We start from the raw sequence: 15317 nt of genomic DNA on the forward strand, positions 1-15317 counted from the left end.
ATATATTACGTCATTTTGCTGCCGCCGAGTTCGTATTTTCCGCCGCTTCAGGCTTGGAATAATTTTCCACCGAAAATCTCTCATATAGGGCCAACATATTCTTCGGCGGCAATTTTGTATTCGAACCGATCAGGAACGCCCTGCCGTCCTCAGCCGAAACGCGACGGTTTGCATCGGTCGTATTCACGCGAATTACGCTCTTATCTTCAGCATCAATGTTGCCTCCATCCTTTCGCCGGAGGACATAGATGAACTCAAAATCGGCTGTCCGCATCGCATTAATGTCGTCGGCAATGGTCGGCACTTTGCGTTCAACATTGCTCGCCGGCGGCTCAGCATTCCCTGACCTTAAAATGCGCTCATCCGGCCCGCATCCCGTGAAGATCAGTGCAATACCGGTGAGCAGGCCTGAGAATCGCCAACGCCGCAGGACAATTTTCATGCACTCAAGCGTTCTCTTCATTTGTGTCGGCAGCGTTGTCTTTACGTTCGAGCTCATCTAGTAATTGTTTCTCTTCCTCCGTCTCGGGCTCTTCAGTTTCATCGGGAGGCTCGCCCTTCTCGGGCCTGATCCGAAACAGCCTGGCCTCGTCATCTTCGTAGATCGTTTCAACCCAGCCGCTTTCGAGCATTTTCGCGATCAAGTCTGTGTTCTCACGGGCGTCAGCGAAAATGTAGTTTGATCCAAACCGATCCCTTATCAGAGGAGCAGGGTCTTCGATGCGGCCTTCGGTCAGATCTTTTAGGAGTTTATACAATTCGGGATCGGCCGAAAACAAATAATTCGGGTCAAGGCCATAAACGTAATGGTGTTTCGTATTGTAGAAAAAGAGTTTCGGAAAATCGTCCCAAGTACAGTTGAAGATGATCTCGCCCGGCGGTATGTTATCTGCTCCGGTCTCGTCGAGAGCCGTCGCCCAGTCCATAGCTCGCCGATAGCGATCGGCGTTCTCGTTGCTGGAGATCATATCGACCATTCCTGCCTCATCAAATCCCCAGCGATGCAGGCCAACGAGGTTGTAGAACCAAAATGAGGTCAATAAGGCTCCGACCGCCCATGGCGCAGCCTTTCTTCCGGCATCGACCCAAGACTGCCTTTCGCTTGGCTTCGGGGCGTCCAGGAAAGGATCAATATCGCGTTGGAATTCCTCCGGCAGCTCGCGGGCCCGAGGAGCGGTAAATGCGTTATAGGCAAAGGCCGCGAAAAGTATCGCAAATGGAGGAAAGTACTCCGCAAACCTCTTCGATCTGAACTGGGCCGCGAGCAGCACGGTCGTGAACATCAGGAAGAATGTGGCCTTTTCGGGCAACTTGCCGTCGCGCGGAACGAACAAAATGTATCCGATCAACATCGCGAGTAATGCGACCGGAAACACCATCATCAGCTCCATCCCTGTATACGGGTACCATTCCATTCCGACAGCGACAGCGAAGTCCGAACCGACCTTGAACTTGGTCCAAAAATGTTCAAAAAAGAGCTTAAGGTTATTTGGGAAATATGGGTTGATGATGTTCCCCAAGATCATTCCCGCCAAGGTATAAGCCAGCGGCCGCCACTCAAATCGCCGTTCATTCCACGCGATAATTATCGTCCAGAAGAACGCAGCGAACAGCAGCAGCGGAAACAGGCTGTAAGTCCATACAAAAGCGAACATCAGCGGCAGCAGCCAGACGTATTTTCGCTGAAACAGTAAATGGATCCCGAGAACCGTGATGATTATCGTCAGCGGGGGAGCCTTTGCCATGTTCATCCGGAAATAGAACATGTTCGAGCAGGTAAGTATCGCGATCAGCCATATTAGCTGGTGCTTTATGCCGTACCGATAGATAAGCCAATAGACCGAAAAGATCGCGGCAACGGCAAAAAATATGGTAGCGACCTTTGCCGCCATAACGGGCTCAAAGAACCACAGGAACGGTATCTGCAGCAGATGGAAGAGGAAATGATGATCTGCGTAATCGTCAGGGTTCAGGACCGTCAGCGGCAGCCATTCGAACCTAGGCAGTCCGTTGCCCGAACTTAGGCTCTCCCAGAGCATCGCTGACCAGCGAATGTGGTAATAGCCGTCCCAGTCTCCGCAGCAGATGGCATCGGTCCGCGTCTGCAGATAGGTCATCACCATCGTGATCGCTATCAGTCCGAAGATCAGATAAACGACACGCGTCGCAGCCTCGGTTTCGAAATACTCCGTCCAGGTCTGCTTTTTCGGCTCTTCCAATGGCGTTTCCGGCTTCTCTTCTTCGAAATTTTCTTCCATCTATAGTCCTATCGGAGCTTGCGAGAATTAAAGGCAAAAGTATCACGCGAAATCGACACCGAGCAAGCCATAACTACAAGAGCGCGGTTTGATGCAGGTTTCCAGCCTGTTAGAATCGGGAATTTGCTATGTATCCTCAGGGAAACCTCTTCATACCCGCTTCACACGGCCGTTTAGAAGCGATACTCAAGGACCCGTCAGTCGAACGCCGCGGCGTAGCACTGGTTTGTCATCCGCATCCGCTCGGCGGCGGGACCATGCACAACAAGGTGGTCTTTCGTGCCGCCGCGGGGCTGAACGATGCAGGGCTCACGGTGATTCGATTCAATTTTCGCGGCGTTGGGCTTTCGACCGGTGTGCATAATGAGATCGAGGGCGGAATTCAGGATGTTCGCGACGCATTGGAGTTCCTTGCCGGCGAATATCCTGGCGAAGATATCACGCTTGCCGGGTTTTCCTTTGGCTCACGGACAGGAATGGAGGTCGGAATAACAGATGACCGCGTAAAACGGCTGATCTCGATCGGAACCCCGGTCGAAAAATATAGTGATTACGATTTTTTGACCGCAGTTACCAAACCGATACTGTTCGTCCACGGTACCGAAGATGAATTCTGCTCGGTCCAAAGCCTCCGAAGTTTGACAGATCAGATACCGCATGCGGATGTCGTGATATTCGAGAATAGCGGACACTTTTTTGACGAACATCTGCAGGAACTGCGCGAGACCGTCCGCGAATGGACGCTGAAGGAACTTCAAACAGGCTGAACACGATGAGGAGGATAGATCAAGGAAAGATTATCCTGTTTGTCATGTTATTTCTTACTTATGGAACAAACGATCAGAGACGCGGCCATACGGCTAACAATGATGCCGCGAGATACCAATGCTCACGGGACCGTATTTGGCGGCATAATTTTGAGCTATATTGACGTTGCAGGCGCGGTAGAGGCTGGCAGACATACAAAACACGATCGGTTTGTTACGGTCGCAATGAAAGAGGTGATCTTTCACGAACCTGTTTTCATGGGAGATCTGGTCAGCTTTTATGCCGAAACGATGAAGGTCGGCAATACGTCGATCACCGTTCATGTGGTCGTAGAGGCGGAGCGCTTCGGCAGTCAAGGGCAGCAGGTCAAGGTAACTGAAGCGGAGGTCGTATATGTGGCGATCAACCAGTTTCGGGAAAAGGTCGTGATCGGCGGCAAGAACTAGAACTGGCGTTCGTATCTTTCAGATCTTTCGATGCCCGGTAGATCGATCCAATAGGTGTCCCCTTTGGGCTTCTTTAGCTGAAGTCGGTCGCGGCCGATGATCTGGCCGAGAAAACGCATGGGCGTAAAAACTAAGTAGTAGATCAAGGTCATGATGACCCTGCTCATTATATTCCCCATCACATACGCGATGCTTAGCCATGCCCAGTAGAAAGGAAGCGCAAGTTTAGTTCCGGTCAGGCCGATCGCACCGACGACAACACCGATTCCCATCGCCCACAGCCCGAATATCTCGTTCTTTGTTAAAAGCCAACTAAAGGGCCAAAAATATTTGACCAGCCCAATGACCAGGAATCCTCCCATAAAAACGGCTCCGAACGATCGAAGTTCGCGTTTTCCAGGTTTCCAATTGAGGTGAACGAAAGGCATCGGTAATTAGAACAGCGTGTAAATGAACGGAGCGGCCGCACCGCCGCCGACGGCTCCCAAGATGATCAAACCGGCGAGCAGCAATACTACAATGATGATCGGCGTCAGCCAATAAGCCTTGTGCTCACGCACAAATAGCCAAAATTCAGAGATAATGTTGTTTCTTCGCGGCATCTTTAGTCGAGTTTGAACTCTGCTCTGTATTCTTCAGCTCCGGGCAAAGGCGGCTGATCTTCCTTGAGGCAAATTACATCTTCCAAAACAAGTGCGTCCATCTCTGTGTACATGAAGCACTTATAGGCCTCTTCCGGGCGGCAGACGATCGGCTCGCCTCTTATGTTGAAAGACGTATTCACGACCGCTCCGCAGCCTGTCCTTCGTTCAAACGCCTTCAGGATGTCATAGTATCGCGGGCTCCGCGAGCGGTCAACGGTCTGAATTCGTGCGGAATAGTCAACGTGGGTTATCGCGGGCAGATCTGAACGCGCCTCCTTTAGCTTGTCTATTCCGAAAAGCCTCTCGCTGCCCGGAGCTGCCGGCAGCCGCACCTCCTCCCGCACCGGAGCAACAAGCAACATATATGGACTCTCGGCCTCAAGCTCGAAATAATCCTTCGCCCGCTCCGCCAAAACGCTCGGAGCAAAAGGACGGAATGATTCTCGAAACTTGATCTTCAGATTCATTTTGGACTGCATTTCAGGGTTTCTCGGGTCGCCGATGATGCTGCGGCCGCCGAGGGCACGCGGCCCGAACTCCATTCTTCCCTGAAACAGCCCGACAACATCTCCGCCGTCCAAAAGTTCCGCTATCCTGTCGCATAGCTCCGTCTCGCTATCGAATTTTTTGTAAATAGCACCAGTCGAATCCAGGTAGCGAATGATCTCATCATTGGAGAATTTCGGCCCGAGATACGATCCAAATTGGCTGTCCGGCGAGTCAGGTATTCGCGGCTTGTCCATTATCTGATACCAAGCAAAAAGGGCTCCGCCCAGACTTCCGCCCGCGTCGCCCGCAGCGGGCTGCAGCCACACGTTATTGAAAGGCCCTTCACGCTGAATAATGCCGTTCGCAACGCAGTTCAGCGCAACGCCGCCCGCCATGCAAAGGTTTTCCATGCCGGTTTCCTGATGTACGTGACGCACGATCCGCATCATCACGTCCTCGGTCACCTTCTGGATACTTGCAGCGATATCCATATGGAATTGCGTCAATTCGGATTCCGCACCGCGTGGTTCCTGGCCGAAAAGCCTATGAAACTTAGGGCATGTCATCGTAAGCCCCGAACAATAGTTGAAATACGACTGATCCAGCCAGAAGGAACCGTCTTCTTTGATGTCGATCAGATTCTCGCGGATGAGGCGCTCGTATTTCGGCTCGCCGTAGGGTGCAAGGCCCATCAGCTTATACTCGCCCGAGTTGACCTTGAAGCCCGTATAGTAAGTGAATGCACTGTATAGAAGCCCCAGCGAATGCGGAAATCTGATCTCGCGTCGGAGTTCGATTCGATTGCCGCGGCCGACGCCCCATGTGCTCGTGCTCCATTCGCCTACGCCGTCGAAGGTGATGATCGCAGCTTCCTCGAACGGCGACGGGAAGAAAGCACTTGCTGCGTGTGAGCCGTGATGTGTCGTGAAATAGATCAGCCCTTCGTATTCGTTGTGCAGCCCCTTATCGATCTCGCGCGGAAGGAAGAGCTTCTGGTTAAGCCATAACGGCAATGCCATCATGAATGACCGCAAACCAAGCGGAGCATAAGCAAGATAAGTCTCCATCAGCCGCTCGAATTTCAGAAATGGCTTGTCGTAGAAGACGACCGCGTCGAGTTCCGACGGCGAGATGCCGGCTTCCCGCAAACAGTAATCAATTGCATTCGTCGGGAAATTGTAGTCGTGCTTGATCCGCGTGAAACGCTCTTCCTGAGCGGCAGCGACAATGCGGCCGTCAACGACGATAGCGGCAGCGCTGTCGTGATAAAAGGCTGATATACCGAGAATGCTCGTCAATTTGTTCTCTCTTGTCTTCGAAATTCTGTCAGTTGGTCATACACGACCCGGTGTCCCGATTCGCTAAGATGCATCGGATCCGCAAAAAGAAATGCTGACGACGGCCGCGGAAGCTGTCGGAAAGCATCACGCGTATCAATGTATCGAATATCCTTCGCTCTCAGATATTCGATAATTCTGTCCTGCGGTGAAAAGTCACCGCCTTCCTGCCTCATTTGAAACTCGTACGGATTCAGAAATACGGCAAATCTGCCGTTTCTTTGTTTCACAAGCTCGTGGATCTTGGCTATCGGCTCCAGGATCTCTTTCGAACGGCCGCTTGCGGCATCCATCAGCGACAGATCCCATTCAAAATATCGCCGAGAAGGATCAGTGGTGAGGCCTGTTATCAAAACATACAACTTAGATCGCGGTCCGAGAAACTCATTCATCCCGGCAAATGCAGAAGCTATCATGCGTTTGACCCCGGCAAGCCCGCTAGCAGATGCCGGTTTTTCTTCTGACTGTCCAATTTCCCTGAAATCATTCAGGCAATAGAACAAAATGACCTCGTCGATCTCAGGATGATCCGACAAGGCCCGCTCCGCGGTTCGCAAATAATCCGGCAGCGAAAAGCCGTTGACCGCTGCATTGTAAACCGCTGACGATTGGTCCGAGCTCCGCAGCAGTCCCGCAAATGTCTTTTCCTCAGGAACGCCGACGCCAAATGTCACGGAGTCACCCAACAGAAGTATCGCCCTCTGAACTTCAGGATAACGATAATTCTCGGGTACTCGGAAGCCGTTCGAATCCGAAAACACCGCCGCCCCGAAAGACACCCCTTGCGAGTTCGGCGCGTTTGCAACCGGTCTGCCCGCTGCGTCAAGGAACATGAAGTCTTTGCTGGTCTTTCTCAGATTGATGTCGAGAAATGCCCTGCAAAAGAGTTCACCTATCCCGAGCAGGATCAGGCAAAATGCAACCGAAACCGCCGTCAGAAGCAGCTTTTTGAAAAAACCCGACGGTCGTCGTAGATCTTCGGCCACAAGTAGATTAGAAGATACCCAATTATGCTTGTCAAAGCAGGTTGCTCCGGGCACGAGGCCGTCGGGGATGGTCTCTCAGGCAGCTAACTTGCCTTAAGCGATGCGGTGTGCAAAATTCAAATATGTACATAAATTTAAGGAGGGCATAAAATGCCGACAATTACAGCAGACATTGCTTCGGGATCCGTCTTCTTCGATGCCGAAGCCGGAAAGAAACTGGTTCTGGCACTCGAGGACAATGGCGTCGATATACTTCACCGATGCGGCGGAAATGCACGCTGCACGACCTGTAGAGTTGAGATAATCGAGGGGGACGCGGGCGAAATGGGCGAAGCGGAAGAAGCCATTTTGTCAACAAAAGGAGACCTCGCCCCGAATACGCGGCTTTCGTGCCAGATCCGCTGTGAGGGCGATCTGCACGTCAAGGTCGTGAATCAGGCAAGCGTAACGGGAATGGATGCGGGCACACGCCCCGTAGATTGATAAAGGGAGTAAGAATTATGGGAACAAGCACTACATACACAGCAAAAACATTTGATCTTTCGGACCTGACGGGAATCTCGAACGAAACGCTTGCGATGCACTTCAAGCTTTACGAAGGCTACGTTACGAACACCAACGTCCTGAATCAACGCATCGCTGACCTGATCGGCGGCGGCGAACTCGACGCAACGCAAGTCGCTGCATTCAGTGAACTTAAGCGTCGTTTCGGATTCGAGTACAACGGCATGGTGCTGCATGAATACTATTTCGAGAACATGCAGAAACATGGCACGGGTGATCCATCGACAGGATCAGCTTTCATGCAGGCCGCCGAAGCGAGTTTCGGCAGCTACGACGTTTGGAAAGCCGATTTCATGAATACAGGCAAGATGCGCGGCGTCGGTTGGGCTGCGGTCTATCAGGATCCGTCGAACGGCGCTATCTCGAACCATTGGATCAACCTCCACGAGACCGGCAATGTCGCGGGCTACAAACCGATCCTTATTATGGACGTTTGGGAGCACGCGTTCATCAAAGACTACGCTCCGGCGGACCGTCCGAAATACATCGAGGCATTTTTTGCCAATATCGACTGGGAAGTCGTCAATTCGCGTCTTGGATAGATAGACGTTAGAATTTAACAGGATGGGCAGGATACTCAGGATTTGAATTCATCCTGTTGGCCTTGTCCATCCTGTTTCAATTTTTATGATCGAGGAAAAGGTTCTTGTCCAAACATTTCTGAACCGCAAGCAGCGTGAGCGGCTTAGAAAACCCGATTGGCTGAAGATCAAGCTCGGCGATCCGCGTAATCAGAACGCCGTGCTCGACCTGATATCGGGGCTGAACCTTCATACCGTTTGTCAGGAGGCAAAATGCCCCAACATCTTTGAATGCTGGACCGATAAGACCGCGACATTTATGCTCGGCGGCGATACGTGTACGCGGCATTGTGGATTTTGTGCGGTCAATAAGGGCAAGCCGATGGACCTGGACCCGCAGGAGCCGACCCATGTCGCAGAGGCCGTCAAACACCTAGATCTAAAACACGCGGTCATCACGTCGGTCAATCGTGACGATCTGCCCGATGGCGGTTCGCGGCATTGGGCAGAGACGATATTTCGTGTACGAGAGATGAATCCCGATTGTAAGGTCGAGGTGCTGATACCCGATTTTAACGGCGACGAAGAAGCCCTGAATAATGTCCTTCACGCACGTCCCGATGTCCTAAATCACAACACTGAAACGATCGCCCGTCTGTATCGACGCGTCCGCCCGGATGCCAAGTACGAACAAACTCTTGAACTGCTCGAACGCGCCGCCCGTTGGCGAGACGATCATCAGCCGGCGATGCTGACCAAGAGCGGCATCATGGCCGGGCTCGGCGAGGAATTCGAGGAGGTCGTCGAACTGATGCGTGACCTTCGCAGCGTTTCCTGCGACATCATGACGATCGGCCAATACCTGCAGCCCTACGAAAAACGATTGCCGGTCGAGCGTTACGTTACGCCCGAAGAATTCGCCGAGTGGAAGCGGATCGGCTTGGAAATGGGCTTCAAACACGTCGAATCATCACCGCTGACGCGCAGTTCGTATCACGCACGACAGCAGACCGAATCCGGAGAAGAGCACAAATTATGAACGAAACAGAAAAACAACAGGTAATTGACGTCCTTAACAAAATACTCGAGCTGGAACTTGCAGGAGTTGTGCGTTACACGCATTACAGCTTGATGGTTTTCGGCTACAACCGTATCCCGATCGTGTCATGGCTAAAAAGTAACGGCGACGAATCGCTTGCACACGCTCACAAGGCCGGAGAATTCGTCACGATGCTTGGCGGACATCCTAGTCTTAAGATCGGTCCGCTGCTGGAGACAGAAAAGCACGATATCGGCGATATTCTGCGGGAAAGCCTTGAACAAGAAAGCACCACGCTTGCCGCGTATTACGAGTTGTTGAAGCTGGTCGATGGAAAGTCCGTCGCTCTGGAAGAATATGCTCGTGAAATGATCTTGCTCGAAGAACTGCATCTCGACGAAGTCAATAAGATGCTCCGAAAACCGGGTGAGATCGAGCCGTTTAGCGAATAGCGGATCCTTGCATTATCATTTTACGCGTGGCGGTTTTTTTGCCGCCACGCTTTTTCTATGCGATACGGACTGATAGCCGGCAACGGCAGGTTTCCATTCCTTGTGATCGACGGAGCACGCCGGGCCGGCGAGGAATTATCCGTTGTCGCGATAAAGGAAGAGACCGATCCTGAGATCGAGAAAGCAGCAGACGAGGTTCTTTGGGTCGGCATCGGCCAGCTCGGCAAGATGATCTCGCATTTCAAAAAGCGTGGCGTTGAGAAGGCAATCATGGCCGGCCAGGTCAAACATGTACAGATATTCTCAGGCTCATTACCGGATCTCAGAATGGTCAAAATGCTTTGGAATCTTCCCCGCCGAAATACCGACGCATTGATCGGAGGCGTCGCGAATGAGATGGCAAAAGAGGGCATCGAGCTTATTGATTCTACATACTTTATCCAAGACCATCTCGCATCGGAAGGCGCGATAACGCGGAGAAAACCGTCTAAAGATGAGGCCGAGAACATCGAATATGGCCTTCACATCGCGACAGAGCTGGGTCGGCTCGACCTGGGCCAGACGGTCGTGTTGCGGGCGAAAGCGTGCGTTGCCATCGAGGCGATGGAAGGAACGGACGCAGTAATACGCCGTGCAGGAGAGCTTGCAAAAGGAAAGCTGACCGTTGTCAAGGTCGCAAAGCCCGATCAGGATATGCGTTTCGACGTTCCTGTGGTTGGGCCGCCAACCATTGAGAATATGATCGCTGCAGGTGCAACGTGTCTCTCGTTTACTGCGGGAAAGACATTGATCTTTGACCGCGAAGAAATGATCGGCCTGGCAGAAAAGAATGGCATCTGCATAGTCGGAACTGGGAACGCAGGCTAATCGAAACATTGGAACCGCCAAAGTCGTAATATGGGCATTGCATTTCGAAGAGCCGAATCGCGGCAACTGCCATTCGTCCGCCGGAATCAGAAAATATTTATGATGAAAAGAAACTTTTTTGCAGCACTCGTACTCTCCGCATTGCTGCTGCAAGGCTCACTTTTTGCGCAGGCTCCTGCCGTCAGGATCACCCCCGCAGAGAAGAAGATCGCTGAGACGATCCAAGCGGACCAACTCAGCAATTGGCTTCATTTTGTCGCTTCTGACGCAATGGCCGGACGCGATACACCGTCGCAGGGCCTCGATGTCACAGCAGAGTTTATAAAGATGAAATTGTCCCGCTGGGGATTCCGTCCCGCGGGCGACAACGGTACGTTCTTCCAAAAGATCGCTCTCTCTCGCGAAGCTGTCGACGCCAACGCGACCTTTGTAAAGATCGGTGAGACCCAATTCAAGCTAACGGAGGATTTTTTCCGGCTAAGCGGCAGCGGAAAGGCCGAAAATGTCGGGCTCGTCTTCGGCGGGAACGGCTGGATGGTCAAGGCAAAAAATTATGACGCGTTGGAAGGCGTCGACGCGAAAGGCAAGATCGTCGTGCTTTTCAGCAACGGCTTTCCGAGCCAGCGGACGATCACACAGCTTCCGCAAGGAATGTCTCAGGCTGACCTTGCAGGTGCGAACGGCGTCGATTATGCGGATCCGATGACGAACGCCCGTATGAAAGGCGCTGTCGGTATCATCCTTGCAGCTTCGCCGCAGGTAGAAGGTGCTTGGGGCAACATTCGCGGCTTTTTCACTCGCGGCTCGTTGACCGTTGACAAACTCCGCGGCGATGTAGGCGGCAGTCAACAGGAGATGCTGCCGACGATCCTTGCTTCTAAGAAGCTTAGCGATGCAATATTCGAAGGCGAGAGCGCAGGGCGCGATTCTAAGACTGCTTTTGTCATCAATAAGACGATCTCTATGGCCGCATCGGCTAAAAAGGAATCGCTAAAGACCCAGAACGTTGTCGCCGTGTGGGAAGGCTCGGATCCTAGACTAAAAGCTGAATACATCGCGATCGGTGCCCACTACGACCACGTCGGCGTCAATGAAAATGCTCCCGGCGATGACAAGATCTACAACGGAGCTGATGATGATGGATCAGGCACGGTAGGCATGCTTGCGATAGCCGAGGCTCTCGCAAAGTCGAAGGTACGTCCGCGTCGCTCGATACTTTTTGTTTGGCATGCCGGCGAAGAAAAAGGACTTTGGGGAGCAGAATATTTCAATAAGTTCCCAACGGTCGACATCAAGAACGTTGTGACGCAGCTGAACATCGACATGATCGGACGGAGCCGAAAGCCGACGGATACTGATCAGCGAAACAAAGACCTGTCGGGTGAGAATGAGGTATATCTGATCGGCTCGGAAGTAATGAGCTCTACGTTGGGTGCGGTGACGAAAGCCGTCAATACCAATTACCTCAAGCTTGACTATAATTACCGCTATGACGCTCCGAACGACCCGAACCGCTTCTTTTTCCGCTCCGACCATTTTCATTATGCGTTAAACGGGATTCCGATCGCATTCTGGTTCACCGGCGTCCATCAGGATTATCATCAGCCGGGCGACCATCCTGACAAGATCGATTATGCAAAGATGGAAAAGATCGTACGCACCATTTTCATGACCGCGTGGAAACTTGCAAATATGAATGACCGGCCGAAAGTTGACAAGGAGCTGCCGCCGGAACTGACGCGGCGTTAACGTGAAAAAGAACGGCGGGACGTGTAATTGAACAGGTCCCGCCTTTGCATATTTTCATCCTCTCACTTTTTTATCTTCGTTCTGCGATACACCTCGGACTTTGGAATACCAAGCTGCTTGGCAGCCTTCTTAATGGCGGCCTTTTCATCAAACCCTGCTCCTTTGAATTCCTCGATCAACGAATCAACATCGTCGATTGACGCTGCGGCCGGCGTTTTGTCCGACGCTCTCTCGATCAAAAGCACCATCTCGCCTTTCGCATGCGTCAGGAACGGCAGTTCGCTTAAGCGTCCACGGGAAAACGTTTCGTGAACCTTGGTCAATTCACGTGCAATAACCGCGTTTCGGTCGCCGAGGACCTCGATACAATCACCGATGGCCCGCGAGATACGGTGCGGCGTTTCAAAAAAGATAAGCGTTGCCGGAATGTCCTTAACTTCTGTAAGGCGTTTGATCCTGTTGCCTTTTTTTGACGGCAGAAATCCGCCGAAAAAAAAGCTGTCGGTCGGCAATCCAGACGCGATAAGGGCAGCGATCACTGCGGACGGCCCCGGAATTGGAACTACCGCAATGCCTGCATCACGTGCCAGCTTGACCAAATTATAGCCGGGATCATTTATCGCGGGAGTGCCCGCATCGGAAACAACAGCTACCGACGAACCGGAGCGAAGCATTTCGAGTAATTCATCACCACGTTCATTTTCATTGTGTTCGTGGAAGCTGATGGTACGGTTTGAGATCCTGTAGTGATTCAACAGTTTTTGACTGTGTCGAGTGTCCTCGCAGGCGATCACGTCGACATCGTGGAGTATGTCGAGAGCGCGATACGTAATATCTCGAAGATTTCCGATCGGAGTGGCAACCAAATACAGCGTTCCCGGCATTATCGAAACTATAGCCAACAAGTTCTTAAAACAAAAATGCCTGCCGGACCCAATGCCGGCAGGCTAAAGGAGAATATTTGTTACACGGTTAGAAGGGCCACCAGGTGGGCCGGCCATTTCCGTTCCTGCCGCGGCCATTGCCCCAAGGGTCTTGCTGTTGCTGCGGGTACTGATTGCCCCAACCGCCCCGGTTGTTGCCGTAATAGCTCCCGAGCGTTTGCAGATCATAACGGATGCCCTGCCAAAGATTCATTGTGCCCCAACTCAATCGAGCTCTGGAGATCATACGATCTACCTGACGGCCCTGATCCATTGCCTGACGGACCTTGTCCTGCGAATTACGGCTGTTGCCGTTGTCGAGACGGTTGACCGACCGCTGAAAATCTTTCACCACTCTGTTTACCTGGTCTTCGAAATTGGTACCATTGCGGCGTCCGCGGTCAAGTTCACGATCGACTTGCCGCTGAAAGTCCTTTGTACGGTCTTTCAAACGCTTCACAAGCTGACGCGAGTCGATATTCCCGTAGTACGGGCCACCGCCATAGTTTCCCCAACCGCCTTGCTGGTTCTGCGGCCCCCATTGTGCCGACACAAAGGAAGGCACCGTCAAGAATAGAAATGCAAAGGTACTGACTGTAAGAATGTTCTTTATGCGATTCATTGTTTTCTCCCCATTCATAAAACTTCGGGCAATGAATTTCATTGCTCGCATCGAATAAGGGCAACGGGCGTGCCACAACTTTCACGCATCGCCCCAACGCTCTGTAAGGTGTGTATTTGCGATACTTTACGTCAATACATTGGGCAATACAAAAAGAAGAGCCCGACCGATTTCCGTTACTGATAACGCAAATCGTCGGGCAACCCAAACTGCAAGGAGTTCTACCGGACCGATAAGGCCTTTGCGGCATTCAGCCGTCCGCCTGACGCGACGCGGCCTTCGAGAGATGAGAGCTTATCGACAGAATTAAGGAGTCGCGAACGGAGTTCGGCGACCGAGATATTCGGCTCGTTCGCGATGATCAACGCAGCGACGCCTGAGACGAACGGCGTGGCCATGGACGTTCCTGATGCCTCCCGATAATCGTTGCCTATCCACGTCGAGAGAATGTCCTTTCCAGGTGCTGCGATGTGAACGGTTTTCGAACCGAAATTGGAGAATGACGCAAGTATGTCGTTCCTGTCCAAAGCTGCAACGCTGATCACATTCGGCAAGTCGTAGTTTGAAGGATAGTGCGGACGGCGGTCGTTGTTCGAGCCGTCATTACCGGCGGCTGCAACGAATAATATACCAGCCTCACCGGCGGCACTTATGGTCGCCTCCAGGGCCTTTGAACGCCGCATCGAACCCCAGCTTGCGCTGATGACGCGAATGTTTACACCGTTATTCTTTCGTTCGATCGCATAGTTGATCGCTGCTACCGCATCGCTTGCATTGCCGGAACCGTTTCTGCCAAGGAATTTGAGCGGCATTATCTTCACACGCCAATTCACGCCGGCTATGCCCTCACCATTGTCACCGACCGCTCCGATTATGCCTGCACAATGTGTGCCGTGGCCGTTGTCGTCCATCGGGTCCGGCAGATCGGATGTCCCGTCAAAACCGTAAATGTCATTCATGCGGCCAAGCTGCGGATCATTGTAGGGACTCAGGCTCGCGGGACGAAACCACATATTCTCACTGAGATCAGCGTGATTCAGATCGACTCCCGTGTCCAGCACAGCAACTACGACATCTTCGCTGCCCGTCGTCGTCTTCCATGCTTCAAGTGCTTTGATATCAGCGTCCTGAGTGCCGCCCTGCTGACCGAGATTTGCAAGCGCCCATTGGTCGCCAAACTGCGGATCGTTAGGCCCGGCTGCAGGGTCATCCTGATATGTTGCTTCGCGTCGGAATGCTGACGGGTCGCTCAATTCGATCCTGAAATTCGGCTCGGCCCACTCTACGATGTCACCCATTTCGGTGTAATACCGTGCCACCGTTTCGGGATCCATGTCATCCAGGTCATCTATTACCGCAAGCCCTTTGACCGCTTCGATCTTGTCTAAGACTCGGTCATTGTTCCGCGCGGCAATGGCGTTGATGGAGTCGATCGTAAAGCCCGAACGAAACTTCACCATCACCTCCGGAGCACGCGAAGGCGAACAGGAATTGGCCTTGTCAACGACGACAGGCCCCGGAATGCCCGGCAGCCCATCCAATGACCTTTGCCAACGATCGATCTGACCGAGAACAGCGGCAAATACGATAACGACCGCTGCCAATGTGGCGTGAATAAAAATATTGTTGCGGTTCATATATTCGACCCCATT

At 52.4% G+C, this 15317-nt stretch carries 17 protein-coding genes; 8 read left to right on the forward strand and 9 right to left on the reverse strand.

Features of this window, described 5'->3' with window-relative positions; translation table 11 throughout:
* Positions 1–10 precede the first annotated feature (10 nt).
* On the reverse strand, positions 11–463 hold the full coding sequence (locus IPM50_06615) for a hypothetical protein (GenBank protein ID QQS34236.1): 453 nt from the start codon (positions 461–463) through the stop codon (positions 11–13).
* Positions 447–2258 (reverse strand): hypothetical protein, encoded by a 1812-nt coding sequence (locus IPM50_06620; protein QQS34237.1) that lies wholly within the window; start codon positions 2256–2258, stop codon positions 447–449. The genes IPM50_06615 and IPM50_06620 overlap by 17 nt, the downstream gene beginning before the upstream one ends.
* A gap of 128 nt (positions 2259–2386) precedes the next feature.
* Between IPM50_06620 and IPM50_06625 the strand changes: the two genes are divergently transcribed.
* Both IPM50_06625 and IPM50_06630 read left to right on the forward strand, forming a co-directional pair.
* Entirely contained in the window at positions 2387–3025 is a 639-nt protein-coding gene (locus IPM50_06625; protein QQS34238.1) for an alpha/beta fold hydrolase, read from the forward strand.
* Positions 3026–3085: 60 nt separating this feature from the next.
* Positions 3086–3472, forward strand: a complete 387-nt coding sequence (locus IPM50_06630) for an acyl-CoA thioesterase (protein ID QQS34239.1) — start codon at positions 3086–3088, stop codon at positions 3470–3472.
* Here the strand turns inward: IPM50_06630 and IPM50_06635 are convergent.
* From IPM50_06635 to IPM50_06650, 4 genes are read right to left on the reverse strand one after another with little or no spacing between them, the layout of a single operon-like run.
* Positions 3469–3900, reverse strand: coding sequence for a hypothetical protein (locus IPM50_06635; protein QQS34240.1), 432 nt, complete (start codon positions 3898–3900; stop codon positions 3469–3471). The genes IPM50_06630 and IPM50_06635 overlap by 4 nt on opposite strands.
* Positions 3901–3906: 6 nt before the next feature.
* A complete protein-coding gene (locus IPM50_06640) occupies positions 3907–4074 on the reverse strand; it encodes a hypothetical protein (protein QQS34241.1) in 168 nt (55 codons plus the stop codon).
* A gap of 2 nt (positions 4075–4076) precedes the next feature.
* On the reverse strand, positions 4077–5903 hold the full coding sequence (locus IPM50_06645) for a carbamoyltransferase (GenBank protein ID QQS34242.1): 1827 nt from the start codon (positions 5901–5903) through the stop codon (positions 4077–4079).
* Positions 5900–6928: an SGNH/GDSL hydrolase family protein gene (locus tag IPM50_06650; GenBank protein QQS34243.1), complete on the reverse strand. Its 1029-nt coding sequence runs from the start codon at positions 6926–6928 to the stop codon at positions 5900–5902. The genes IPM50_06645 and IPM50_06650 overlap by 4 nt, the downstream gene beginning before the upstream one ends.
* Positions 6929–7078: 150 nt before the next feature.
* Between IPM50_06650 and IPM50_06655 the strand changes: the two genes are divergently transcribed.
* From IPM50_06655 to IPM50_06680, 6 genes are all read left to right on the forward strand, one after another.
* Positions 7079–7411, forward strand: a complete 333-nt coding sequence (locus IPM50_06655; protein QQS34244.1) for a (2Fe-2S)-binding protein — start codon at positions 7079–7081, stop codon at positions 7409–7411.
* 17 nt (positions 7412–7428) lie between these two features.
* A complete protein-coding gene (locus IPM50_06660; protein QQS34245.1) occupies positions 7429–8034 on the forward strand; it encodes a superoxide dismutase in 606 nt (201 codons plus the stop codon).
* 85 nt (positions 8035–8119) lie between these two features.
* Positions 8120–9052, forward strand: a complete 933-nt coding sequence (lipA, locus tag IPM50_06665) for a lipoyl synthase (protein QQS34246.1) — start codon at positions 8120–8122, stop codon at positions 9050–9052.
* Positions 9049–9504 (forward strand): bacterioferritin, encoded by a 456-nt coding sequence (locus IPM50_06670; protein QQS34247.1) that lies wholly within the window; start codon positions 9049–9051, stop codon positions 9502–9504. The genes lipA and IPM50_06670 overlap by 4 nt, the downstream gene beginning before the upstream one ends.
* A gap of 57 nt (positions 9505–9561) precedes the next feature.
* Entirely contained in the window at positions 9562–10371 is an 810-nt protein-coding gene (lpxI, locus tag IPM50_06675) for a UDP-2,3-diacylglucosamine diphosphatase LpxI (protein ID QQS34248.1), read from the forward strand.
* A 99-nt stretch (positions 10372–10470) separates the two neighbouring features.
* Positions 10471–12120: a M20/M25/M40 family metallo-hydrolase gene (locus IPM50_06680; protein QQS34249.1), complete on the forward strand. Its 1650-nt coding sequence runs from the start codon at positions 10471–10473 to the stop codon at positions 12118–12120.
* 62 nt (positions 12121–12182) lie between these two features.
* Here the strand turns inward: IPM50_06680 and rsmI are convergent, their stop codons facing one another.
* The 3 genes from rsmI to IPM50_06695 all read right to left on the reverse strand — a co-directional run bounded on the left by rsmI (position 12183) and on the right by IPM50_06695 (position 15302).
* Positions 12183–13004 carry a 16S rRNA (cytidine(1402)-2'-O)-methyltransferase gene (rsmI, locus tag IPM50_06685; protein ID QQS34475.1) on the reverse strand — a complete coding sequence of 274 codons (822 nt, stop codon included), beginning with the start codon at positions 13002–13004 and terminating at the stop codon, positions 12183–12185.
* A gap of 88 nt (positions 13005–13092) precedes the next feature.
* Positions 13093–13665: a hypothetical protein gene (locus tag IPM50_06690; protein ID QQS34250.1), complete on the reverse strand. Its 573-nt coding sequence runs from the start codon at positions 13663–13665 to the stop codon at positions 13093–13095.
* Between the two features lie 221 nt (positions 13666–13886).
* Positions 13887–15302: a S8 family serine peptidase gene (locus IPM50_06695; GenBank protein ID QQS34251.1), complete on the reverse strand. Its 1416-nt coding sequence runs from the start codon at positions 15300–15302 to the stop codon at positions 13887–13889.
* Positions 15303–15317 lie beyond the last annotated feature (15 nt).

This window comes from Acidobacteriota bacterium (assembly GCA_016700075.1).
In the GTDB taxonomy this organism is placed as follows: Bacteria; Acidobacteriota; Blastocatellia; order Pyrinomonadales; family Pyrinomonadaceae; genus OLB17.